The 20008-nt window shown below is 66.7% G+C and carries 19 protein-coding genes; 11 read left to right on the top strand and 8 right to left on the bottom strand.

Going from position 1 to position 20008, the window contains the following annotated elements:
* The first annotated feature begins 57 nt into the window (after nucleotides 1-57).
* Complete coding sequence (locus tag DIE22_RS23165; RefSeq protein ID WP_124498609.1) at nucleotides 58-489, top strand: YidB family protein; 432 nt, start codon at nucleotides 58-60, stop codon at nucleotides 487-489.
* Nucleotides 490-619: 130 nt separating this feature from the next.
* On the opposite strand, the gene clpB is transcribed toward DIE22_RS23165, so the two are convergent.
* A complete protein-coding gene (gene clpB / locus DIE22_RS23160; RefSeq protein WP_124606173.1) occupies nucleotides 620-3217 on the bottom strand; it encodes an ATP-dependent chaperone ClpB in 2598 nt (865 codons plus the stop codon).
* A 156-nt stretch (nucleotides 3218-3373) separates the two neighbouring features.
* On the bottom strand, nucleotides 3374-3892 hold the full coding sequence (locus tag DIE22_RS23155) for an Rrf2 family transcriptional regulator (RefSeq protein ID WP_124606172.1): 519 nt from the start codon (nucleotides 3890-3892) through the stop codon (nucleotides 3374-3376).
* Between the two features lie 275 nt (nucleotides 3893-4167).
* Here DIE22_RS23155 and DIE22_RS23150 point away from each other — a divergent pair, with 275 nt between their 5' ends.
* Complete coding sequence (locus DIE22_RS23150; protein WP_124498612.1) at nucleotides 4168-4728, top strand: group III truncated hemoglobin; 561 nt, start codon at nucleotides 4168-4170, stop codon at nucleotides 4726-4728.
* Between the two features lie 57 nt (nucleotides 4729-4785).
* Here DIE22_RS23150 and moaE read toward each other — a convergent pair whose 3' ends face one another.
* The 6 genes from moaE to DIE22_RS23120 form a co-directional block, all read right to left on the bottom strand.
* A complete protein-coding gene (moaE, locus tag DIE22_RS23145; protein WP_124606171.1) occupies nucleotides 4786-5262 on the bottom strand; it encodes a molybdopterin synthase catalytic subunit MoaE in 477 nt (158 codons plus the stop codon).
* A 13-nt stretch (nucleotides 5263-5275) separates the two neighbouring features.
* On the bottom strand, nucleotides 5276-5533 hold the full coding sequence (moaD, locus tag DIE22_RS23140) for a molybdopterin converting factor subunit 1 (protein WP_124498614.1): 258 nt from the start codon (nucleotides 5531-5533) through the stop codon (nucleotides 5276-5278).
* Nucleotides 5534-5552: 19 nt separating this feature from the next.
* Nucleotides 5553-6800 carry a gephyrin-like molybdotransferase Glp gene (glp, locus tag DIE22_RS23135; RefSeq protein WP_124498615.1) on the bottom strand — a complete coding sequence of 416 codons (1248 nt, stop codon included), beginning with the start codon at nucleotides 6798-6800 and terminating at the stop codon, nucleotides 5553-5555.
* Between the two features lie 255 nt (nucleotides 6801-7055).
* Nucleotides 7056-8507, bottom strand: a complete 1452-nt coding sequence (thrC, locus tag DIE22_RS23130) for a threonine synthase (protein WP_124606170.1) — start codon at nucleotides 8505-8507, stop codon at nucleotides 7056-7058.
* A 14-nt stretch (nucleotides 8508-8521) separates the two neighbouring features.
* Nucleotides 8522-9850, bottom strand: a complete 1329-nt coding sequence (locus tag DIE22_RS23125) for a homoserine dehydrogenase (RefSeq protein ID WP_124498617.1) — start codon at nucleotides 9848-9850, stop codon at nucleotides 8522-8524.
* 53 nt (nucleotides 9851-9903) lie between these two features.
* The gene (locus DIE22_RS23120) at nucleotides 9904-11142 is read right to left on the bottom strand and encodes a pyridoxal phosphate-dependent aminotransferase (protein WP_124498618.1); all 1239 of its coding nucleotides are present in this window, start codon (nucleotides 11140-11142) and stop codon (nucleotides 9904-9906) included.
* 318 nt (nucleotides 11143-11460) lie between these two features.
* Between DIE22_RS23120 and DIE22_RS23115 the strand changes: the two genes are divergently transcribed.
* From DIE22_RS23115 to DIE22_RS23075, 9 genes are all read left to right on the top strand, one after another.
* On the top strand, nucleotides 11461-11835 hold the full coding sequence (locus DIE22_RS23115; protein WP_006754746.1) for an Mth938-like domain-containing protein: 375 nt from the start codon (nucleotides 11461-11463) through the stop codon (nucleotides 11833-11835).
* A 136-nt stretch (nucleotides 11836-11971) separates the two neighbouring features.
* Complete coding sequence (locus DIE22_RS23110; RefSeq protein ID WP_124498619.1) at nucleotides 11972-13648, top strand: glycosyltransferase family 39 protein; 1677 nt, start codon at nucleotides 11972-11974, stop codon at nucleotides 13646-13648.
* Nucleotides 13649-13661: 13 nt separating this feature from the next.
* A complete protein-coding gene (locus tag DIE22_RS23105; RefSeq protein ID WP_124498620.1) occupies nucleotides 13662-14033 on the top strand; it encodes an EamA family transporter in 372 nt (123 codons plus the stop codon).
* A 140-nt stretch (nucleotides 14034-14173) separates the two neighbouring features.
* Nucleotides 14174-15325 carry a DegT/DnrJ/EryC1/StrS aminotransferase family protein gene (locus tag DIE22_RS23100; RefSeq protein WP_124606169.1) on the top strand — a complete coding sequence of 384 codons (1152 nt, stop codon included), beginning with the start codon at nucleotides 14174-14176 and terminating at the stop codon, nucleotides 15323-15325.
* 6 nt (nucleotides 15326-15331) lie between these two features.
* A complete protein-coding gene (locus DIE22_RS23095; protein ID WP_124498622.1) occupies nucleotides 15332-16354 on the top strand; it encodes a glycosyltransferase in 1023 nt (340 codons plus the stop codon).
* Nucleotides 16351-17298: a formyltransferase gene (locus tag DIE22_RS23090; protein WP_124606168.1), complete on the top strand. Its 948-nt coding sequence runs from the start codon at nucleotides 16351-16353 to the stop codon at nucleotides 17296-17298. The genes DIE22_RS23095 and DIE22_RS23090 overlap by 4 nt, the downstream gene beginning before the upstream one ends.
* Entirely contained in the window at nucleotides 17295-18350 is a 1056-nt protein-coding gene (locus DIE22_RS23085; protein WP_006482864.1) for a bifunctional UDP-4-keto-pentose/UDP-xylose synthase, read from the top strand. The genes DIE22_RS23090 and DIE22_RS23085 overlap by 4 nt, the downstream gene beginning before the upstream one ends.
* A 13-nt stretch (nucleotides 18351-18363) precedes the next feature.
* A complete protein-coding gene (locus DIE22_RS23080) occupies nucleotides 18364-19260 on the top strand; it encodes a polysaccharide deacetylase family protein (protein WP_124606167.1) in 897 nt (298 codons plus the stop codon).
* A 99-nt stretch (nucleotides 19261-19359) separates the two neighbouring features.
* Nucleotides 19360-19821, top strand: coding sequence for a peroxiredoxin (locus DIE22_RS23075; RefSeq protein ID WP_014896859.1), 462 nt, complete (start codon nucleotides 19360-19362; stop codon nucleotides 19819-19821).
* Nucleotides 19822-20008 lie beyond the last annotated feature (187 nt).

Raw genomic sequence — 20008 nt, 5'->3', positions numbered from 1 at the left:
GCATTCGATCAACGGGCGCCGTCGTTGCGGCGCCCTTTTCAGTGAAGGTGAAGAACCATGGGTCTCCTCGACATCGTTGGCGGTCTGATCGGCGGCCAGGCCGGCGGCAACTCGCAAAGCGCACTCATCACGACCGCGCTCGAATTCATCAACAACCAGCCGGGTGGCCTGAACGGGCTGATCGAGAAGTTCAAGGCCGGCGGCGCCGGCGACATCATCGGCTCGTGGGTCGGCACCGGCGAAAACCAGCCGATCTCGGCCGACACGCTGCAGAACGTGCTCGGCTCCGACATCGTCGGTGCGCTCGCGAGCAAGGTCGGCATCGATCCGTCCCAGGCATCGTCGATCCTCGCACAGGTGCTGCCGCACGTCGTCAACGGCGCGACGCCGAACGGCGAAGTGCCGGCCGGCGGCCAGGTCGACACGTCGAACGTGCTTGGCACGCTCACGCAGCTCGCCGGCATGTTCGGCGGCAACAAGCAGGCCTGAGCCCGGACAGCGCCGGCCGACAGCCGCGGCAGCGGTTTCGGCCGCTCCCTATGCAAACACCCCGCTCTGAGGCGGGGTGTTTGTTTTTGCGCGCCCGGCGCGAACCGGGCGTGCGGCCGATCACCGGCGATCAGTGCACGACGCGGTCGAACACGAACTTGCCGTCGTTGACGTCGACCGGGATCACGTCCTTCGGACCGAAGCGGCCCGCGAGGATCAGCTTCGCGACCGGGTTCTCGATCTCCTGCTGGATCGCGCGCTTCAGCGGCCGCGCGCCGAACAGCGGATCGTAGCCGACCTTCCCGATCTGTTCGAGCGCCGCCGGCGACACGTCGAGCGCCATGTCGAGCTTCGCGAGCCGGTCGTGCAGGCGGGCGAGCTGGATCCTCGCGATCGATTCGATGTTGCTGCGATCGAGCGCGTGGAACACGACGACGTCGTCGATCCGGTTCAGGAATTCCGGACGGAAGTGCTGCTTCACCTCGAGCCACACGGCGTCCTTGATCTCTTCCTGCGGCGAACCCGTCAGGGCCTGGATCACCTGCGAGCCGAGGTTCGACGTCATCACGATCACCGTGTTCTTGAAGTCGACCGTACGCCCCTGCCCGTCGGTCATGCGACCGTCGTCGAGCACCTGCAGCAGCACGTTGAACACGTCCGGATGCGCCTTCTCGATCTCGTCGAGCAGGATCACGCTGTACGGCTTGCGGCGCACGGCCTCCGTCAGGTAGCCGCCTTCCTCATAACCGACATAGCCCGGCGGCGCGCCGATCAGCCGCGCGACGCTGTGCTTCTCCATGAACTCGCTCATGTCGATGCGGATCAGGTGCTCTTCCGAATCGAACAGGAACGACGCCAGCGCCTTGCACAGCTCGGTCTTGCCGACACCCGTCGGGCCGAGGAACAGGAACGAGCCGTACGGACGGTTCGGATCGGCGAGACCCGCGCGCGAACGACGGATCGCATCCGCGACCGCGCTGATCGCCTCGTGCTGGCCGACCACGCGCTCGTGCAGCTTTTCCTCGATGTGCAGCAGCTTCTCGCGTTCGCCCTGCATCATCCGCGACACCGGAATCCCGGTTGCGCGCGACACGACTTCCGCGATTTCCTCGGCGCCGACCTGCGTGCGCAGCAGACGCGGACGCGTCGGGTTGTGCTGCTCCTGCTCTTCGGCCTGCGTGACCTGCTTCAGTTGCGACTCGAGCTGCGGCAGCTTGCCGTACTGCAGTTCGGCGACCTTCTCCAGCTTGCCTTCACGCTGCAGACGGGCGATGTCGGCCCGCACCTTCTCGATCTCTTCCTTGAGCTGCGCGCTGCCCTGCACCGCGGCCTTCTCGGCGGTCCAGATCTCCTCGAGGTCCGCATACTCGCGGCCGAGGCGCTCGATCTCTTCCTCGATCAGCTGCAGGCGCTTCTGCGACGCTTCGTCCTGCTCCTTCTTCACGGCCTCGCGCTCGATCTTCAGCTGGATCAGACGACGGTCGAGCTTGTCCATCTCCTCGGGCTTCGAATCGATTTCCATCTTGATCTTCGAGGCAGCCTCGTCGATCAGGTCGATCGCCTTGTCCGGCAGGAAACGGTCGGTGATGTAGCGATGCGACAGTTCGGCCGCGGCGACGATCGCCGGGTCGGTGATGTCGACGCCGTGGTGCAGTTCGTACTTCTCCTGCAGCCCGCGCAGGATCGCGATCGTCGCCTCGACGCTCGGTTCGTCGACGAGCACCTTCTGGAAGCGGCGCTCGAGCGCGGCGTCCTTCTCGATGTACTTGCGGTATTCGTCGAGGGTGGTTGCGCCGATGCAGTGCAGCTCGCCGCGCGACAGCGCCGGCTTCAGCATGTTGCCCGCGTCCATCGCGCCTTCGGCCTTGCCGGCACCGACCATCGTGTGGATCTCGTCGATGAACACGATCGTCCGGCCTTCGTCCTTCGCGATGTCGTTGAGCACGGCCTTCAGGCGCTCCTCGAACTCGCCGCGATATTTCGCGCCGGCGAGCAGAGCAGCCATGTCGAGCGACAGCACGCGCTTGCCCTTCAGCGTCTCGGGCACTTCGCCGTTGACGATCCGCTGCGCGAGCCCTTCGACGATCGCGGTCTTGCCGACGCCCGGCTCGCCGATCAGCACCGGGTTGTTCTTGGTGCGGCGCTGCAGGATCTGGATCGAGCGGCGGATTTCGTCGTCGCGGCCGATCACCGGATCGAGCTTGCCCGCGCGGGCGCGCTCGGTCAGGTCGACCGTGTATTTCTTCAGCGCCTCGCGCTGGCTTTCCGCGTCCTGGCTGTGCACCTGCGAGCCGCCGCGCACCGCGGCGATCGCGGCTTCGAGCGCCTTGCGCGTGAGGCCGTGCTGGCGGGCCAGCTTGCCGGCTTCGCCCTTGTCGTCGGACACGGCGAGCAGGAACATCTCGCTCGCGATGAACGTGTCGTTGAGCTTCTGCGCTTCCTTGTCGGCCTGGTTCAGCAGCCCCGCCACATCACGGCCGACCTGGATGTCGCCGCCCGTGCCCGTCACTTGCGGCAGGCGCGAAATCGCCTCGTTCAGCGCGCCTTGCAGCGCCTGCACGTGAACGCCTGCGCGCGACATCAGCGAGCGGGCGGAGCCGTCCTGCTGCGCGACCAGCGCGGCCAGCACGTGAACGGGTTCGATGTATTGATTGTCACGGCCTGCCGCGAGGCTCTGCGCGTCCGCGATTGCTTCCTGGAACTTGGTGGTGAGCTTGTCGATTCTCATTGAGTGAGACCTCCAATTTTCGATTAACACCAAGATGAGGATGGTTATACGGGTTTCAAGCGAAATTCAGGTTGATTCAGCACAAACATTGCCGGGCGGCGACGCGGCGGCCTGCGGGCTCGCCGCAGCCGGATGAGAGGGTGCTGCGCCGGCGTGTCAGCCGGCCTTCGACGGTGATTCGGCGGAGGCAGGTGCGTCATCCTCGAGCGGCCCGGCACGCACCAGTGCAATCGGACGAATGCCCAGCAACGCGACGAGCGGCGACGCGGGCACGGCCAGCTCGCCGAGCGTGTGGCGGTCGAGTTCGGCGAAGAACGCATCGCGCGCCGCCGCCAGCACGCCCTTCAGGCGGCACTGCGGCTCGATCACGCAGCCGCGCGACTCGCCGCCGTCGGCCGCAAAGCAGCCGACCAGCGCGAAATCGCTCTCGGTCGCGCGCACCACCTGGCCGACCGTCAGCTTCAGCGATTCGGGGAACAGCCGCAGCCCGCCGTTGCGGCCGCGGACGGTATCGACCCAGCCAAGCTCGCCGAGCTGCTGGACGACCTTCATCAGATGGTTCTTCGAAATGCCGTAGGCGTCCGAGATCTCCTGGATCGTCGCGAGCCCCTCGCCGCGCACGGCGAGGTACAGCATGACGCGCAGCGAGTAGTCGGTGTAGTCGGTGAGTCTCATGAGCGAATACGGAAAATTATCGATCGTGCCCCGATTGTGCAAGCCGGGGCAATCGACGCGCGCGCCGGACCGGCTCTCGGAGCCGCTTGACGGCGCCGGGTTGCCGGGACGGCCTGCGCGCAATAAGATGCATGGCATCCACACATTTTTCAGGCGTTGGTGGACGCTATTTTGCGTCAAAATCCTGTCGGCGTCCTGCGCGTTGCCCGCGCCGCCGTTCCAGCGGCACCGCGCCGATGCGCCGCCGACGCCCCGATTTTCCGGCCCTTTTTGCCATGACCGCCCTGCCCGCCTCGCCCGATACCGCACCGGCCCGCCCTCGCGACGCCGAACCGACCGAAGACAATATCCGCGACCTCGTCTACGCGTTCTACGACCGCGTGCGCGCCGATCCGCTGCTCGGGCCCGTGTTCGACGCGAAGCTGGACGGCCGCTGGGACGACCATCTGCCGAAGATGGTCAGCTTCTGGTCGAGCCTCGTGCTCGGCACCAAAGGCTATCGCGGCAACGTGCAGCAGGCGCACCAGCCGCTCGACGGGATCGAGCCCGCGCATTTCAGCCGCTGGCTGTCGCTGTTCCTGAAAACCGTCGAGGGCCGCTACACGCCGCCCGCTGCGATCCGCTTCATGGAACCCGCGCTGCGGATCGCGCAGAGCCTGCAGTTGAGCCGCTTCGGCTGGGATTATCAGATTCCGCCCGAGCAGCAGGCGTTGCTCGATGCGATCGCGCCGCGCCGCCGCGACGCGGGCGACGATCCGCATGCGCTGCCGTCACGCGCCCGCGGCGAGCCGTTTCCGACGAGGATCATCGGGCGCGGCGCCGATCCGGACGCTTGACCGGCTCGCGACAATCGAGCCGCCTGCGGCACATCGCCGCACGACCCGAACGCGCGCTCAGCGCGGCGTGTTGCCCGATTCGACGCCCCAGCGCGCAAGCGCCGCGTCGTCGGTGCTGCGGGCATCGACCCAGCGCTCGCCGTCCGGCGTCGTTTCCTTCTTCCAGAACGGCGCCTCGGTCTTCAGGTAATCCATCACGAACTCGCACGACGCGAACGCATCGCCGCGGTGCGACGCGACCGTCGCGACCATCACGATCTGGTCGAGCGGCAGCAGCCGGCCGACGCGATGCACGACCGCGACGTCGATCCCGGGCCAGCGCCGGCCGGCTTCGGCGGCGATCTTCTCGAGCGCCTTCTCGGTCATCCCCGGATAGTGCTCGAGCTCCATCGCGGCGACCGAATCGCCTTCGTTCAGGTCGCGCACCGTGCCGACGAAACACGCGACCGCGCCGATCTTCGGATTGCGCGCGCGCAATGCCGCCACTTCGGCGCCCAGGTCGAAATCGCCGGTCTGGACTCGTACCGTAGCCATCGCCCGGCCTCCCTCAACCGCCCGTTACCGGCGGAAAGAACGCGACCTCGCAACCATCGGTGAGCCGCGTGTCAGGGTTGGTCATCTCGTGATTGCACGCCATGCGCAACGCGCGCCCTTCGGCGAGCGTTTCGGCCCACGCACCGCCGCGCAGGCGCAGCCACGCACGCACGTCGCCGACGGTCGTCACGCCGTCCGGCACGTCGGCCTGCTCGTCGGACACGCCCAGCGCCTCGCGCACGCTTGCAAAGAATTTCAGTTGAATCTTCATAGGTCGGGAAGCCGTCGCGTTACGACAGCAGTTCGGAAAACGGAATGAAACGCACGGTCTCGCCCGCGCTGATCGCGTGCTGCGGCGGATTGTCGATCAGGCCGTCGCCCCAGACCGTCGACGTCAGCACCGCCGAACTCTGGTTCGGGAACAGGTCGAGGCCGCCGGCCGCATTGACGCGTGCGCGCAGGAACTCGTTGCGCCGGTCGCCCTTGCCTTGCGAGAAGTCCGCGCGCAGCGACAGCGCGCGCGGCGCGACGTCGCGCACGCCGGACAGGCGCAGCAGGAACGGCCGCACGAACAGCAGGAACGTGACGAAGCTCGACACGGGGTTGCCCGGCAGCCCGATGAAGTGTGCGTCGGGGCGCTCGTCGCCGCGGCGGAGCGCGCCGAACGCGAGCGGCTTGCCGGGCTTCATCGCGATCTGCCACAGCGCGAGCCGCCCTTCGGCCTCGACGGCCGGCTTCACGTGATCCTCGTCGCCGACCGATACGCCGCCGCTCGTCAGGATCACGTCGTGATCGCGCGCGGCCTCGCGCAGCGTGTCGCGGGTCGCGGCGAGCGAGTCGGGCACGATCCCGTAGTCGGTCACATGGCAGCCGAGCCGCTCGAGCAGCCCGCGCAGCGTGAAACGGTTCGAGTTGTAGATCGCGCCGGGCTTGAGCGGCTCGCCCGGCATCGTCAGTTCGTCGCCGGTGAAGAACACCGCGACGCGAATCCGCCGCGCGACCGGCAGCTGCGCGCGGCCGACCGATGCGGCGAGGCCGAGCGCCTGCGGCGTGAGCCGCGTGCCGGCCGGCAGGATCACCGAACCCTGGCGGATGTCCGCGCCTTGCGCGGTGATCCATTCACCGGCCTTCGGCGTGTGCAGGATCTCGACCGCATCGCCGTCGGCCGCCGTCTGCTCCTGCATCACGACGGCGTCGGCGCCGGGCGGCACCGTCGCGCCGGTGAAGATCCGCGCGGCCGTGCCGGCCGCGAGCGGCGCGGCCGGATGGCCTGCCGGAATCCGCTGCGACACCGGCAGGCGCCGCTCGCCGTGCAGCAGGTCGGCGACTCGCACCGCATAGCCGTCCATCGCGCTCGTATGCATCGGCGGCACGTCGAGCGGCGAACTCACGTCGGCCGCCAGCACGCGGCCGAGCGCATCGAGCGTGGCGACGGTTTCGGCGCCGGGCAGCGGCTTCGCGGCATCGAGCAGCGCGGCGAGCGCTTCGGCGGTCGACAGCATCGGCGCGCGCGGCGCCGCGGGATTCGGGTTCGACATCGATGGAATCGGGGATCGTTGGTGTCAATACGTCATTGTAGCGACGCCGTCGCGCCCACGCGCGATATGGCGGACATGCGAAAACTGTGATCGGCGCGAACGCGCTGCACTGGCACTTGTTTCGCGCGGCATCGGACGGCACGCATGCGCATGGCCGCCCCCAAGCGAAACGGCCGGAACCCCGATCCGTGCGACGAATCGGCATTCCGGCCGTCCTGCACCGCCGGGCTGGGAACCCGGCAGCCCGGCGCTGCGTTACGCGCCCGTATGCGCGGCGATGAAGTCCTTCACCTGCTGCGCGTCGGCCTTCACGACCTCGAAACGCTGCGGCAGCGCCTCGAGCCCGTCGAATGCGGCCGGCCGCTCGGCCTCGCGAGCGAGCGCCTCGCGGATCGTCTCGCCGAACTTGATCGGCTGGGCCGTCTCGAGCACGACCATCGGCACACCCGCGTCGAGATGCTCGCGCGCGACCTTCACGCCGTCGGCCGTATGCGTATCGATCATCGTGTCGTAGCGCGAGAAGACGTCGCGGATCGTCGCGATGCGGTCCGTGTGGCTGCTGCTGCCCGACACGAAGCCGAATTCGGCCACGCGCGCGAAATCGCCGCTCGCCGCGAGGTCGAAACCGCCCTTCTCCTCGACGTCGCGGAACAGCTGCATCACGCGTGCCGGATCGCGGCCGAGCAGGTCGAACACGAAGCGCTCGAAGTTCGACGCCTTCGAGATGTCCATGCTCGGGCTGCTCGTGTGATATGTGTTCTCCGCGCTGCGCACGCGATATACACCGGTGCGGAAGAACTCGTCGAGCACGTCGTTCTCGTTGGTCGCGACCACGAGCTTCGCGATCGGCAGGCCCATCATCCGCGCGATATGGCCCGCGCAGACGTTGCCGAAGTTGCCCGACGGCACCGTGAACGACACGCGCTCGTCGTTCGACTGCGTCGCCGCGAAATAGCCCTTGAAGTAGTACACGACCTGCGCGACGACGCGCGCCCAGTTGATCGAGTTGACCGTGCCGATCTTCTGCTGCGCCTTGAACGCGTGATCGTTCGACACGGCCTTGACGATGTCCTGGCAGTCGTCGAACACGCCTTCGACCGCGAGGTTGAAGATGTTCGGATCCTGCAGGCTGAACATCTGGGCCGTCTGGAACGCGCTCATCTTCTTGTGCGGCGACAGCATGAACACGCGCACGCCGGCCTTGCCGCGCATCGCGTATTCGGCCGCGCTGCCCGTGTCGCCCGACGTCGCACCGAGGATGTTCAGCGTCTGCCCGTGCTTCGCGAGCGTGTACTCGAACAGGTTGCCGAGCAGTTGCATCGCCATGTCCTTGAACGCGAGCGTCGGGCCGTTCGACAGTTCGAGCAGCGACAGCGCCGCACCACTCTCGGTGCCGAGCGTCTTCAGCGGCGTGATGTCGGACGCGTTCTCGCCGTGGCGCGTGTTGCTGTACACGGCGGCCGTGTACGTGCGGCGCGTGATCGCGCGCAGGTCCTCGGCCGGCACGTCGTCGCAGAACTTCGACAGGATCTCGAACGCGAGATCCGCATACGGCAGCGTGCGCCAGCGCGCGAGCTCGTCGGCGGACACCTGCGGATATTCGGCCGGCAGGTACAGCCCGCCGTCCTTCGCGAGACCGCCGAGCAGGATGTCGGAGAACGTGTGGCGCTCGCCGATGCCGGCGCCGCGCGTGGAGATGTAGTTCATGTCGTTCCGGGTCCTCAGTTCAGCGCTTCCATGCGCAGCTTCGTCACCTTCGAGACCACCGTCGGGAGGTTCTCGATCTGCGCGATCGCCGCATTGACGTTCTTCTCGAGCGTGACGTGCGTGATCAGGATGATGTCGGTTTCGCCGTTCGCGTCGTCGACCTGTTCCGACTCCTTCTGCAGCAGCGCGTCGATCGAGATGCCCGATGCGGCGAGGATGCGCGTGATGTCGGCGAGCACGCCCGTCTGGTCGGCCACGCGCAGGCGCAGGTAGTAGCCGCTCGTCACTTCGTCGATCGGCAGGATCGGCGTGTTCGACAGGCTGTCCGGCTGGAACGCGAGGTGCGGCACGCGATGCTCGGGGTCGGCCGTATGCAGGCGCGTGACGTCGACGAGATCCGCGACGACCGCCGACGCGGTCGGTTCCGCGCCCGCGCCCTTGCCGTAGTACAGCGTCGTGCCGACCGCGTCGCCGTGCACGACGACCGCGTTCATCGCGCCTTCGACGTTCGCGAGCAGGCGCTTCTCCGGGATCAGCGTCGGGTGCACGCGCAGCTCGATGCCGTTTTCGGCGCGGCGCGTGATGCCGAGCAGCTTGATCCGGTAGCCGAGCTCTTCCGCGTAGCGGATGTCGGTCGCGTCGAGCTTGCTGATGCCTTCGACGTACGCACGGTCGAACTGGACCGGCACGCCGAACGCGATCGCGCTCATGATGGTCGCCTTGTGCGCGGCGTCGACGCCTTCGATGTCGAAGGTCGGATCGGCTTCCGCGTAGCCGAGCTCCTGCGCGGCCTTCAGCGCGGTCGCGAAGTCGAGCCCGCGGTCGCGCATTTCCGACAGGATGTAGTTCGTCGTGCCGTTGATGATGCCCGCGATGTACTGGATGCGGTTGGCGGTCAGGCCTTCACGCAGCGCCTTGATGATCGGGATGCCGCCGGCGACGGCCGCCTCGAACGCGACCATCACGCCCTGTTCGCGCGCGGCCTCGAAGATCTCGGTGCCGTGCACCGCGAGCAGCGCCTTGTTCGCCGTCACGACGTGCTTGCCGTTCGCGATCGCGCGCAGCACGAGCTCGCGCGCGATGCCCGTGCCGCCGATCATCTCGGCGATGATCGCGATCGACGGATCGTCGACGACCGCGTTGAAATCGTCGGTGATCTGCACGGCGCCGGCGTTATCGCCGAGCGCAGCCCGCGCCTTGGCCGGGTTGCGCACCGCAATGCGCGCAACCTCGATGCCGCGCCCCGCGCGTCGCTTGATTTCTTCCTGGTTGCGGTGCAGCACCGTGAAGGTGCCGCTGCCGACGGTGCCGAAGCCCAACAGGCCAACTTTGATCGGTTCCATGCTGCGTGTGATCGATGAGTAAGAGTGAATGAATGCCGGGGGAATCGGTCCGCTCAGACCGAATGGCGCTTGCGGTAGCCGTCGAGGAAGCGCGCGATCCGGTTGATCGAATCGGTCAGGTCGTCGAGGTTCGGCAGGAACACCACGCGGAAATGATCCGGGTCCGCCCAGTTGAAGCCCGTCCCCTGCACGAGCAGCACGCGTTCCTCGAGCAACAGGTCGAGGATGAACTGCTGGTCGTTCTGGATCGGATAGAGCTTCGGATCGAGGCGCGGGAACATGTACAGCGCGGCCTGCGGCTTCACGCAGGTCACGCCGGGGATCGACGTGAGCATGTCGTACGCGAGATCGCGCTGCTTGTACAGGCGCCCGCTCGGCACGATCAGCTCGTTGATGCTCTGGTAGCCGCCGAGCGCGGTCTGGATCGCGAACTGCCCGGGCACGTTCGCGCACAGGCGCATCGACGACAGGATCCCCAGGCCTTCCAGGTAATCCTTCGCGCGCCGGCGATTGTCGCCGCCGAGGCCCGACACGGCCATCCAGCCCGCGCGGTAGCCGCACGAGCGATAGCTCTTCGACAGGCTGTTGAACGTGACGGTGATCACGTCTTCCGACAGCGAACCCAGCGCGGTGTGCTCGAGCCCGTCGTAGACGATCTTGTCGTAGACCTCGTCGGCAAACACGATCAGCCCGTGCTGGCGCGCGATCTCGAGCAGCTCGAGCAGCAATTCGTCGGAATAAAGCGCGCCGGTCGGGTTGTTCGGGTTGATCACGACGATCGCCTTGGTGTTCGGCGTGATCTTCCGGCGGATGTCGTCGAGGTCGGGCATCCACGCGTTCTGCTCGTCGCACACGTAGTGCACGGGCGTGCCGCCCGACAGGCTCACGGCGGCCGTCCAGAGCGGATAGTCGGGCGCCGGCAGCAGCACCTCGTCGCCGTCGTTCAGGAGCGCCTGGGTCGCCATCACGATCAGCTCGGACGCGCCGTTGCCGATGTAGATGTCGTCGAGGCCGACGCCGACGACGCCCTTTTGCTGCGTGTAGTGCATCACGGCCTTGCGAGCCGAGAACACGCCCTTCGAATCCGAATAGCCGGACGACGCCGGCAGGTTGCGGATCATGTCCTGGATGATCTCGTCCGGCGCATCGAACCCGAACGGCGCGAGGTTGCCGATGTTCAGCTTGATGATGCGATGGCCTTCTTCCTCGAGGCGCTTCGCGTGCTCGAGCACCGGGCCACGGATGTCGTAGCAGACGTTGAGCAGCTTGTTCGACTTCTGAATCGGTTTCACGACGACACGGTTCCTGGGTTGGCCTTGCGGCCGGGGGACGGGATCAAAACTGGAGAGCGGCCGGTCTGTGCGCGCTGTCTAGACTGGGAAAAAAGCGGGCGGTCGGACGCGGCTTGTGGCGGCGCCCGATGCAAGTGGCGCCCGGGGGCGACCAAAAAGTTATAATTTAGCGGATTTTGGCCGACTTTCGCAATGCACCATGGCCGCTCCGGGCCCGCGCCGTCAGGCGCCCCCGCGTGCGCCGGTCGCGAAACCGGCCGCCCCGGGCCCGTGCGGCCCTTGCCAGACATTCCCTCCACGGAACCGCGGAATACCGATTTGAAACTGCACCAGGACACGAGCGGCGCGCTCAACACCGTCACCGGCTACGGCCCCGATTATGTCGACGTCAACCTCCAACGCCACGAAGGAAGCGTCATCGTGCTGCCCGGCGCACCGGTGCGGGACTGGCCCGTGTCGTCGTTCGACGCGCTCGCGCCCGAGCATTTCGCGATGCTGCTCGACCCGGCGCCCGAACTCGTGATCTTCGGCAGCGGCGCGCGGCTGCGCTTCCCGCACCCGCGGCTCGTGGCCGCGCTCACGGCCAAGCGGATCGGCGTCGAAACGATGGATTTCCAGGCCGCCTGCCGCACCTACAACATCCTGATGGCCGAAGGCCGCAAAGTCGCCGCCGCGCTCTTAATTGAACGTTAATCCCCGATGCGGTAAAACTCGGGCCGGCACACCGGGTCGATCCCCGGATCATCACCCGGATCGATAACCGGCGAGCCGCCCGCCCCCGGCGTAACCCGCCGGCGGCCCATCACAACAACCAACAGGCTGAAAATCCATGAACGATACGCCGTCGAGGCTACCGCTCAATCGCATCACGCTCGTCCTCCTGCTCGCCGCGCTCGCGATCGTCTGGTTCGCGCCGCTCGGGCTGCGCCACCTGATCCCGAGCGACGAAGGCCGCTACGCGGAGATGGCGCGGGAAATGTTCGTCACCGGCGACTGGATCACGCCGCGCTACAACGGCTACAAGTACTTCGAGAAACCGCCGCTGCAGACCTGGCTGAACGCGCTGACGTTCGCGTGGTTCGGCATCGGCGAATGGCAGGCGCGCCTCTACACGGGCCTCGTCAGCTTCGCCGGCGTGCTGCTGGTCGGCTTCACCGGTGCGCGCCTGTTCAACCCGCTGTCGGGCCTCCTCGCGGCCGTCGTGCTCGCGTGCTCGCCGTACTGGAACCTGATGGGCCACTTCAACGCGCTCGACATGGGGCTCGCGTTCTGGATGACGCTGTCGCTCTGCTCGCTGCTGCTCGCGCAGCGCCCCGGGCTGCCCGCGGGCGCGGTGCGCGGCTGGATGTGGACGTGCTGGGCCGCGATGGCGTTCGCCGTGCTGTCCAAGGGCCTCGTCGGCCTGATCCTGCCCGGCGCCGTGCTGGTGCTCTATACGCTGATCGCCCGCGACTGGGCGCTGTGGAAGCGGCTGTACCTGGTGAGCGGCCTCGTGATCTTCTTCGCGATCGTCACGCCATGGTTCGTGCTCGTCCAGCAGCGCAACCCCGAGTTCTTCAACTTCTTCTTCATCGTTCAGCAGTTCCGCCGGTACCTGACCCCGGAACAGAACCGCCCGGGCCCGCTCTACTATTTCGTGCCGGTGCTGCTGGTCGGCTTCCTGCCATGGCTGTCGGTCGCGTGGCAGAGCATCCGCCATGCGCTGCGCATGCCGCGCCAGCCGAACGGCTTCTCCCCGATGCTCGTGCTGCTGACCTGGAGCGCGTTCATCTTCCTGTTCTTCAGCGCGTCGCATTCGAAGCTGATCTCGTACGTGCTGCCGGTCGCGCCGGCGCTCGCGCTGATGATCGGCGCGTACCTGCCGCTGCTGACCGCCGAGCGGTTCCGTCGTCACCTGCTCGGCTATCTCGTGTTCTTCGTCGTCGCGGCGTTCGGGATCATCTTCCTTGCCTACCAGGGCGACGCCCGCACGCCGAACGCGTTGTACCGCGCGTTCCAGATGTGGCTGTACGCAGGCCTTGCCGTCGCGGCCGCGCTGACGCTCGCGGCTGCCTGGCTGAACCGCCGCGTGGGCGTCGCGGCGGCGATCACCGCGTTCGGCGCCGCGTGGCTCGCGTTCGGCACGATCGGCGGCACCGGCCACGACGAATTCGGCCGCTACAGCTCGGGCGCGCTGCTCGCGCCCGCCGTGCGCGCCGAACTGGCGAAGCTGCCGCCCGACACGCCGTTCTACTCGATCGAGATGCTCGATCACACGTTCCCGTTCTACATGGGCCACACGACGATCATGGTCCAGCGCCAGGACGAGCTCGCCTTCGGGATCTCGGTCGAGCCGAACAAATGGATCCCGACCGTCGACCAATGGATCGAACGCTGGAAGCAGGAAACCCATGCGCTCGCGATCATGCCGCCCGGCCAGTACGACACGCTGGTCAGGCAAGGCGTGCCGATGCGCGTGATCGCGCGCGACAACCGCCGCGTGATCGTCGAGAAACCGCAATCGTAAGGATGTCCACCGCATGAATCCCGTTTCGTTCGTCTGCATCATCACCGGCGTGATGCTCAACGCCTGTGCGCAACTTCTGCTGAAGGCCGGCGTCAACGCCGTTGGACACTTCGAATTCAGCCGTGCGAACATCGTCCCGGTCGGCCTGAAGATCGCGACCCAGTTGCCGATCATCGGCGGCCTCGGCTGCTACGTGCTGAGCGTCGTCGTCTGGATTCTCGGGCTGTCGCGGGTCGACGTGTCGATCGCGTATCCGATGCTGTCGCTCGGCTACGTGGTCAACGCATTCGCCGCCTGGTACCTGTTCGGCGAAGTGCTGTCGGTCCAGCGGCTCGTCGGCATCGGCATCATCCTGATCGGCGTGCTCGTGCTCGCGCGCAGTTGAGCGCGCGCGGCGGGCCCGGCGCACGTTAAGCGTCCGCCTACAAAAAATCACGGTACGAATCCGCCAACCGGTGTTTAATGCCGGTTTCGGGCCGGATCGCCCGACCCCTTTATTACACGCCATTACAGACCAACGCGTTCATGAGCCAGACTACCGCTCCGTTTCTGCCGTTCACCCGCCCCGAGATCGATGAGGAAACCATCCAGGGCGTCGTCGACGTGCTGCGCTCGGGCTGGATCACCACCGGCCCGCAGAGCCAGAAATTCGAAGCCGCGCTGTCCGAGTATTGCGGCGGCCGTCCGGTCCGTGCGTTCAATTCGGGCACCTGCACGCTCGAGATCGGTCTGCGCATTGCGGGCGTCGGCCCGGGCGACGAAGTGATCACGACGCCGGCGACGTGGGTATCGACCAGCAACGTGATCCTCGAGACCGGCGCGACGCCCGTGTTCGCCGACATCGACCCCGTCACGCGCAACATCGACCTCGACAAGCTCGAGCAGGCGATCACGCCGCGCACGAAGGCGATCATCCCGGTCTACCTGGCCGGCCTGCCGGTCGACATGGACCGCCTGTACGCGATCGCACGCGCGCACAACCTGCGCGTGATCGAGGACGCCGCGCAGGCGCTCGGCTCGACGTGGAAAGGCCAGCGGATCGGCGCGCTCGGCGACATCGTGTCGTTCAGCTTCCACGCGAACAAGAACCTGACGACGATCGAAGGCGGCGCGCTCGTGCTGAACAACGAGGCCGAGGCGACGCTCGCGCAGAAGTACCGGCTGCAGGGCATCACGCGCACCGGCTTCGACGGGATGGACTGCGACGTGCTCGGCGGCAAGTACAACCTGACCGACGTCGCCGCCCGGGTCGGCCTCGGCCAGCTGCCGCACCTCGCGCGCTTCACCGCGCAGCGCCGCGCACTCGCGCGCGCGTATTTCGCCGCGCTCGACGGCGGCCCGGCCGTGGAGCTCGGGCTCGGCCTGCCCGTCGCCGATTTCGAGAACAGCAACTGGCACATGTTCCAGGTCACGCTGCCGCTCGACCGGCTGTCGATCTCGCGCGCCGATTTCATGGCGCAGATGAAGGAACGCGGGATCGGCACGGGCGTCCACTACCCGGCCGTCCATCTCTTCACGCTGTACCGTGCGCGCGGCTTCAAGGAGGGCATGTTCCCCCACGCCGAACGGTACGGCGCATCGACCGTCACGCTGCCGCTCTTCACGCAGATGACGGAAGACGACGTGCGTCGCGTGGCCGACGCCATCAACCAGATTTGCGAACAATACGGAAAATAAGCGTACATGAATCACCTTGAAGCACGCGCCGGGCATCCGGGCGCCGCGAACCCGGAGGTATCGGTCATCATCCCCGTGTACAACGAGGAAGACGGCCTGGCTGCGCTGTTCGCGCGGCTCTACCCGGCACTCGACGCACTCGGCACGTCGTACGAAGTGATCCTGATCAACGACGGCAGCCGCGACCGCTCGGCCGCGATGCTGGCAGACCAGTTCCACGTGCGCCCCGACACGACGCGCGTCGTGCTGCTCAACGGCAACTACGGCCAGCACATGGCGATCCTCGCCGGCTTCGCGCAGTCGCACGGCGAGATCGTCATCACGCTCGATGCCGACCTGCAGAACCCGCCGGAGGAAATCGGCAAGCTGATCGCGAAGATGCGCGAGGGCTACGACTACGTCGGCTCGATCCGCAAGCAGCGTCAGGACAGCCTGTGGCGGCGCAAGGCGTCGCAGATGATGAACCGGCTGCGCGAGCGCATCACGCGGATCAAGATGACCGACCAGGGCTGCATGCTGCGCGCGTACAGCCGCCGCATCATCGACACGATCAACGTGTGCGGCGAAGTCAACACGTTCATCCCCGCGCTGGCCTACACGTTCGCGCAGAAACCGACCGAAATCGAGGTCGCGCACGAGGAACGCTTCGCGGGCGAGTCGAAGTACTCGCTGTACAGCCTGATCCGGCTGAACTTCGACCTCGTGACGGGCTTCTCGGTCGTGCCGCTGCAGTGGCTGTCGTTCATCGGCGTGATCCTGTCGCTCGGCTCCGCCGCGCTGTTCGTGCTGCTGCTCGTGCGCCGCTTCATCGTCGGCGCGGAAGTGCAAGGCGTGTTCACGCTGTTCGCGATCACGTTCTTCCTGCTCGGCGTGATCATTTTCGCGCTCGGCCTGCTCGGCGAATACGTCGGCCGCATTTACCAGCAGGTGCGTGCACGGCCGCGCTACCTGATCCAGGCCGTGCTCGAACAGCACGACGGCATGCCGGCGGTGCCGGCCGCCACGAACCGCACGGGGGCCGCGCAATGAAGCCGCGCGCCGTCGTCTTCGCGTATCACAACGTCGGCGTGCGCTGCCTGCAGGTACTGCTGGCACGCGGCGTCGACGTCGCGCTCGTCGTCACGCACGAGGACAACCCGAACGAGAACATCTGGTTCGGCAGCGTCGCGTCGGTCGCCGCCGAGCACGGGATTCCGGTCGTCACGCCGGCCGACCCCGCCGACCCGGCGCTGCGCCGCGCGGTGTCCGACGCGCAGCCGGACTTCATCTTCTCCTTCTACTACCGCCACATGCTGCCGGTGGACCTGCTCGCGATCGCGCCGCGCGGCGCGTACAACATGCACGGCTCGCTGCTGCCGAAATACCGGGGTCGGGTACCGACCAACTGGGCCGTGCTGAACGGCGAAACGGAAACCGGCGCGACGCTGCACGAGATGGCCGCCAAGCCGGACGCCGGCGCGATCATCGGCCAGACCGCGGTGCCGATCCTGCCCGACGACACGGCCACGCAGGTGTTCGACAAGGTGACGGTCGCCGCCGAGCAGACGCTCTGGCGCGTGCTGCCCGCGCTGCTCGCGGGCGATGCGCCGCACCTGCCGAACGATCTCGCGAGCGGCAGCTACCACGGCGGGCGCAAGCCGGAGGACGGCCGCGTCGACTGGTCGAAGCCGGCCGCGCAGGTCTACAACCTGGTGCGCGCGGTCGCGCCCCCGTATCCGGGCGCGTTCACCGACGTCGGCGGCACGCGTTTCGTGATCGCCCGCGCGCGCCTCGCGGCGCCCGGCAGCGCGCTCGCCGCGGCCGCAGCGGATTTGCCGCCCGGCCTGCACGTAAGCGATAATGCGCTATTCGGCGTCTGCGGCGACAGCCGCGCCCTATCCATTCTCGAGCTGTGGCAGCAGCGCGACGGCAGCGAATCCGTCGTGACGCCCGCGGAATTCGCGCAGTTCATTCATTCTTCCCGTCATTCATGAAAGCAAAAAAAGTCCTGATCCTGGGTGTGAACGGCTTCATCGGCCATCACCTGTCGAAGCGCATTCTTGAAACCACCGATTGGGAAGTGTTCGGCATGGACATGCAGACCGATCGGCTGGGTGACCTCGTCAACCACGAGCGGATGCACTTCTTCGAAGGCGACATCACGATCAACAAGGAGTGGGTCGAGTATCACGTGAAGAAGTGCGACGTGATCCTGCCGCTCGTGGCGATCGCGACGCCCGCGACCTACGTCCAGCAGCCGCTGCGCGTGTTCGAGCTCGACTTCGAGGCGAACCTGCCGATCGTGCGTTCGGCCGTCAAGTACGGCAAGCACCTCGTGTTCCCGTCGACCTCCGAGGTCTACGGCATGTGCTCGGACGAGCAGTTCGATCCGGACGCATCGGCGCTCACCTACGGCCCGATCAACAAGCCGCGCTGGATCTACGCATGCTCGAAGCAGCTGATGGACCGCGTGATCTGGGGCTACGGGATGGAAGGCCTGAACTTCACGCTGTTCCGTCCGTTCAACTGGATCGGGCCGGGCCTCGACTCGATCTACACGCCGAAGGAAGGCAGCTCGCGCGTGGTCACGCAGTTCCTCGGCCACATCGTGCGCGGCGAGAACATCAGCCTCGTCGACGGCGGCTCGCAGAAGCGCGCGTTCACCGACATCGGCGACGGCATCAGTGCGCTGATGAAGATCATCGAGAACAAGGACGGTGTCGCGTCGGGCAAGATCTACAACATCGGGAATCCGAAGAACAACTTCTCGGTTCGCGAACTCGCGCACAAGATGCTCGAGCTGGCAGCGGAATTCCCCGAGTACGCCGATTCGGCCAAGCAGGTGAAGCTCGTCGAGACGACATCCGGCGCGTACTACGGCAACGGCTACCAGGACGTGCAGAACCGCGTGCCGAAGATCGACAACACGATGCAGGAACTCGGCTGGGCGCCGCAAGCCACGTTCGACGACGCACTGCGCAACATCTTCGAAGCGTATCGCGGCCACGTCGCCGACGCGCGCGCGCTCGTCGAACAGCAAGGCTGATCGGGACGCTCGCTTGGCTCGCATCGTTCTCAAGATCGACGTCGACACGCTGCGCGGCACACGCGAAGGCGTGCCGAACCTCGCGCGCATCTTCGACCGCTTCAGTGCGCGCGCGACCTTCCTCTTCAGCCTCGGGCCCGATCACACGGGCTGGGCGCTGCGGCGCGTGTTCCGCCCCGGCTTCCTGAAGAAGGTGTCGCGCACGTCGGTGGTCGAGCATTACGGCGTGAAGCAGCTGATGTACGGCGTGCTGCTGCCGGGCCCCGACATCGGCCGCCGCGCGATCGCCGACATGCGCGCGATCCACGAGGCCGGCTTCGAATGCGGGATCCATACGTGGGATCACGTGTACTGGCAGGACAACGTGCGCATGCGCGATCGCGACTGGACCGCGCGTGAAATGCAGAAGAGCCACGCGCGCTTCATCGACATCTTCGGCGCGCCGCCCGTCACGCACGGCGCGGCCGGCTGGCAGATGAACGACGCGGCGTTCGAGCAGATCGACGCATGGGGGATGCGCTACGCATCCGACGGTCGCGGCCATTCGCCGTACCTGCCCGTGGTCGGCGGCCGCACGCTGTCGCACGTGCAGATGCCGACCACGCTGCCGACGCTCGACGAAGTGCTCGGCATCGACGGCATCGACACGCACAACGTCGCCGCGCACATCCTGAAGTTCACGGAAACCAATCCGCACGACCAGGTGTTCACGCTGCATGCGGAACTCGAAGGCCAGAAGCTCGCGCCCGTGTTCGAGCAGTTGCTCGCCGGCTGGCGCGCGCAGGGCCATACGTTTGCGACGATGGGCGATTACCACGCGACGCTGGACCGCGACTCGCTGCCATCGTACCCTGTCACGTGGGGCGAGATCCCCGGCCGCTCCGGCGAACTGATCGTCCAGCCCGACTGAGTTCGCGCGCGCCGGCGCCGCCCTTGCGGCGTGCCGCCGCGGCGCCCCGCCGAACCGCGCCGCCCGAGCGGCGCCTTTCCATAACAACAGGAGAAACACGTGTCCGTCGAAGTTGACCGTCAAGTTCCCGATTTCACCGCGCCGGCGACGGGCGGCGACATTTCGCTGTCCGACCTGAAGGGCAAGAAGCTCGTCCTGTATTTCTATCCGAAGGACAACACGCCGGGCTGCACGACCGAAGGCCTGCAGTTCCGCGATCTCTATCCGAAGTTCAAGAAGGCCGGCGCCGAAGTCATCGGCGTGTCGCGCGACAGCCTGCGCTCGCATGACAATTTCAAGGCAAAGCTGGAACTGCCGTTCCCGCTGATTTCCGATGCCGATGAAGCGCTGTGCGCGCTGTTCGATGTCATCAAGATGAAGAAAATGTATGGCAAGGAAGTGCGCGGAATCGAGCGCTCGACGTTCCTCATCGACGCCGACGGCGTGCTTCGCCACGCATGGCGCGGCATCAAGGTGCCCGGTCACGTGGACGACGTGCTAAGTGCTGTACAAGCGCTTTGAGGCGCGTTATATTGGGCCGCAATGAATGCCAGTTCGCCCCATATTTCTCGTAGCTGCGCCGGTGCCCGTTGCGATGCTTCCTGGCACCTGACGCGCATCACGACGGCATCAGCCGAGCCGCATGTCCCTGTCGACGGGGCAGCGGCTTTTTTTATGGACTGCGCGCCGGCCCTCGGTCCGGCCCTCA

Origin of the sequence: Burkholderia sp. Bp9142 (genome assembly GCF_003853415.1) — a bacterium.
Lineage (GTDB): Bacteria > Pseudomonadota > Gammaproteobacteria > Burkholderiales > Burkholderiaceae > Burkholderia.
The sequence above is the reverse complement of the archived record's forward strand: the minus strand, read 5'-3'. Positions and strand labels throughout refer to the sequence as shown.

What these genes read in the sequence shown, in the direction of transcription:
- DIE22_RS23090 (WP_124606168.1), top strand. Translation starts at nt 16,351, where the DNA reads ATGAAGCCGCGCGCCGTCGTCTTCGCGTATCACAACGTCGGCGTGCGC.
- glp (WP_124498615.1), bottom strand. Translation starts at nt 6,800, where the DNA reads ATGTCGAACCCGAATCCCGCGGCGCCGCGCGCGCCGATGCTGTCGACC.
- DIE22_RS23150 (WP_124498612.1), top strand. Translation starts at nt 4,168, where the DNA reads ATGACCGCCCTGCCCGCCTCGCCCGATACCGCACCGGCCCGCCCTCGC.
- DIE22_RS23100 (WP_124606169.1), top strand. Translation starts at nt 14,174, where the DNA reads ATGAGCCAGACTACCGCTCCGTTTCTGCCGTTCACCCGCCCCGAGATC.
- clpB (WP_124606173.1), bottom strand. Translation starts at nt 3,217, where the DNA reads ATGAGAATCGACAAGCTCACCACCAAGTTCCAGGAAGCAATCGCGGAC.
- DIE22_RS23085 (WP_006482864.1), top strand. Translation starts at nt 17,295, where the DNA reads ATGAAAGCAAAAAAAGTCCTGATCCTGGGTGTGAACGGCTTCATCGGC.
- DIE22_RS23155 (WP_124606172.1), bottom strand. Translation starts at nt 3,892, where the DNA reads ATGAGACTCACCGACTACACCGACTACTCGCTGCGCGTCATGCTGTAC.
- DIE22_RS23125 (WP_124498617.1), bottom strand. Translation starts at nt 9,850, where the DNA reads ATGGAACCGATCAAAGTTGGCCTGTTGGGCTTCGGCACCGTCGGCAGC.
- DIE22_RS23105 (WP_124498620.1), top strand. Translation starts at nt 13,662, where the DNA reads ATGAATCCCGTTTCGTTCGTCTGCATCATCACCGGCGTGATGCTCAAC.
- thrC (WP_124606170.1), bottom strand. Translation starts at nt 8,507, where the DNA reads ATGAACTACATCTCCACGCGCGGCGCCGGCATCGGCGAGCGCCACACG.
- moaD (WP_124498614.1), bottom strand. Translation starts at nt 5,533, where the DNA reads ATGAAGATTCAACTGAAATTCTTTGCAAGCGTGCGCGAGGCGCTGGGC.
- DIE22_RS23110 (WP_124498619.1), top strand. Translation starts at nt 11,972, where the DNA reads ATGAACGATACGCCGTCGAGGCTACCGCTCAATCGCATCACGCTCGTC.
- moaE (WP_124606171.1), bottom strand. Translation starts at nt 5,262, where the DNA reads ATGGCTACGGTACGAGTCCAGACCGGCGATTTCGACCTGGGCGCCGAA.
- DIE22_RS23165 (WP_124498609.1), top strand. Translation starts at nt 58, where the DNA reads ATGGGTCTCCTCGACATCGTTGGCGGTCTGATCGGCGGCCAGGCCGGC.
- DIE22_RS23095 (WP_124498622.1), top strand. Translation starts at nt 15,332, where the DNA reads ATGAATCACCTTGAAGCACGCGCCGGGCATCCGGGCGCCGCGAACCCG.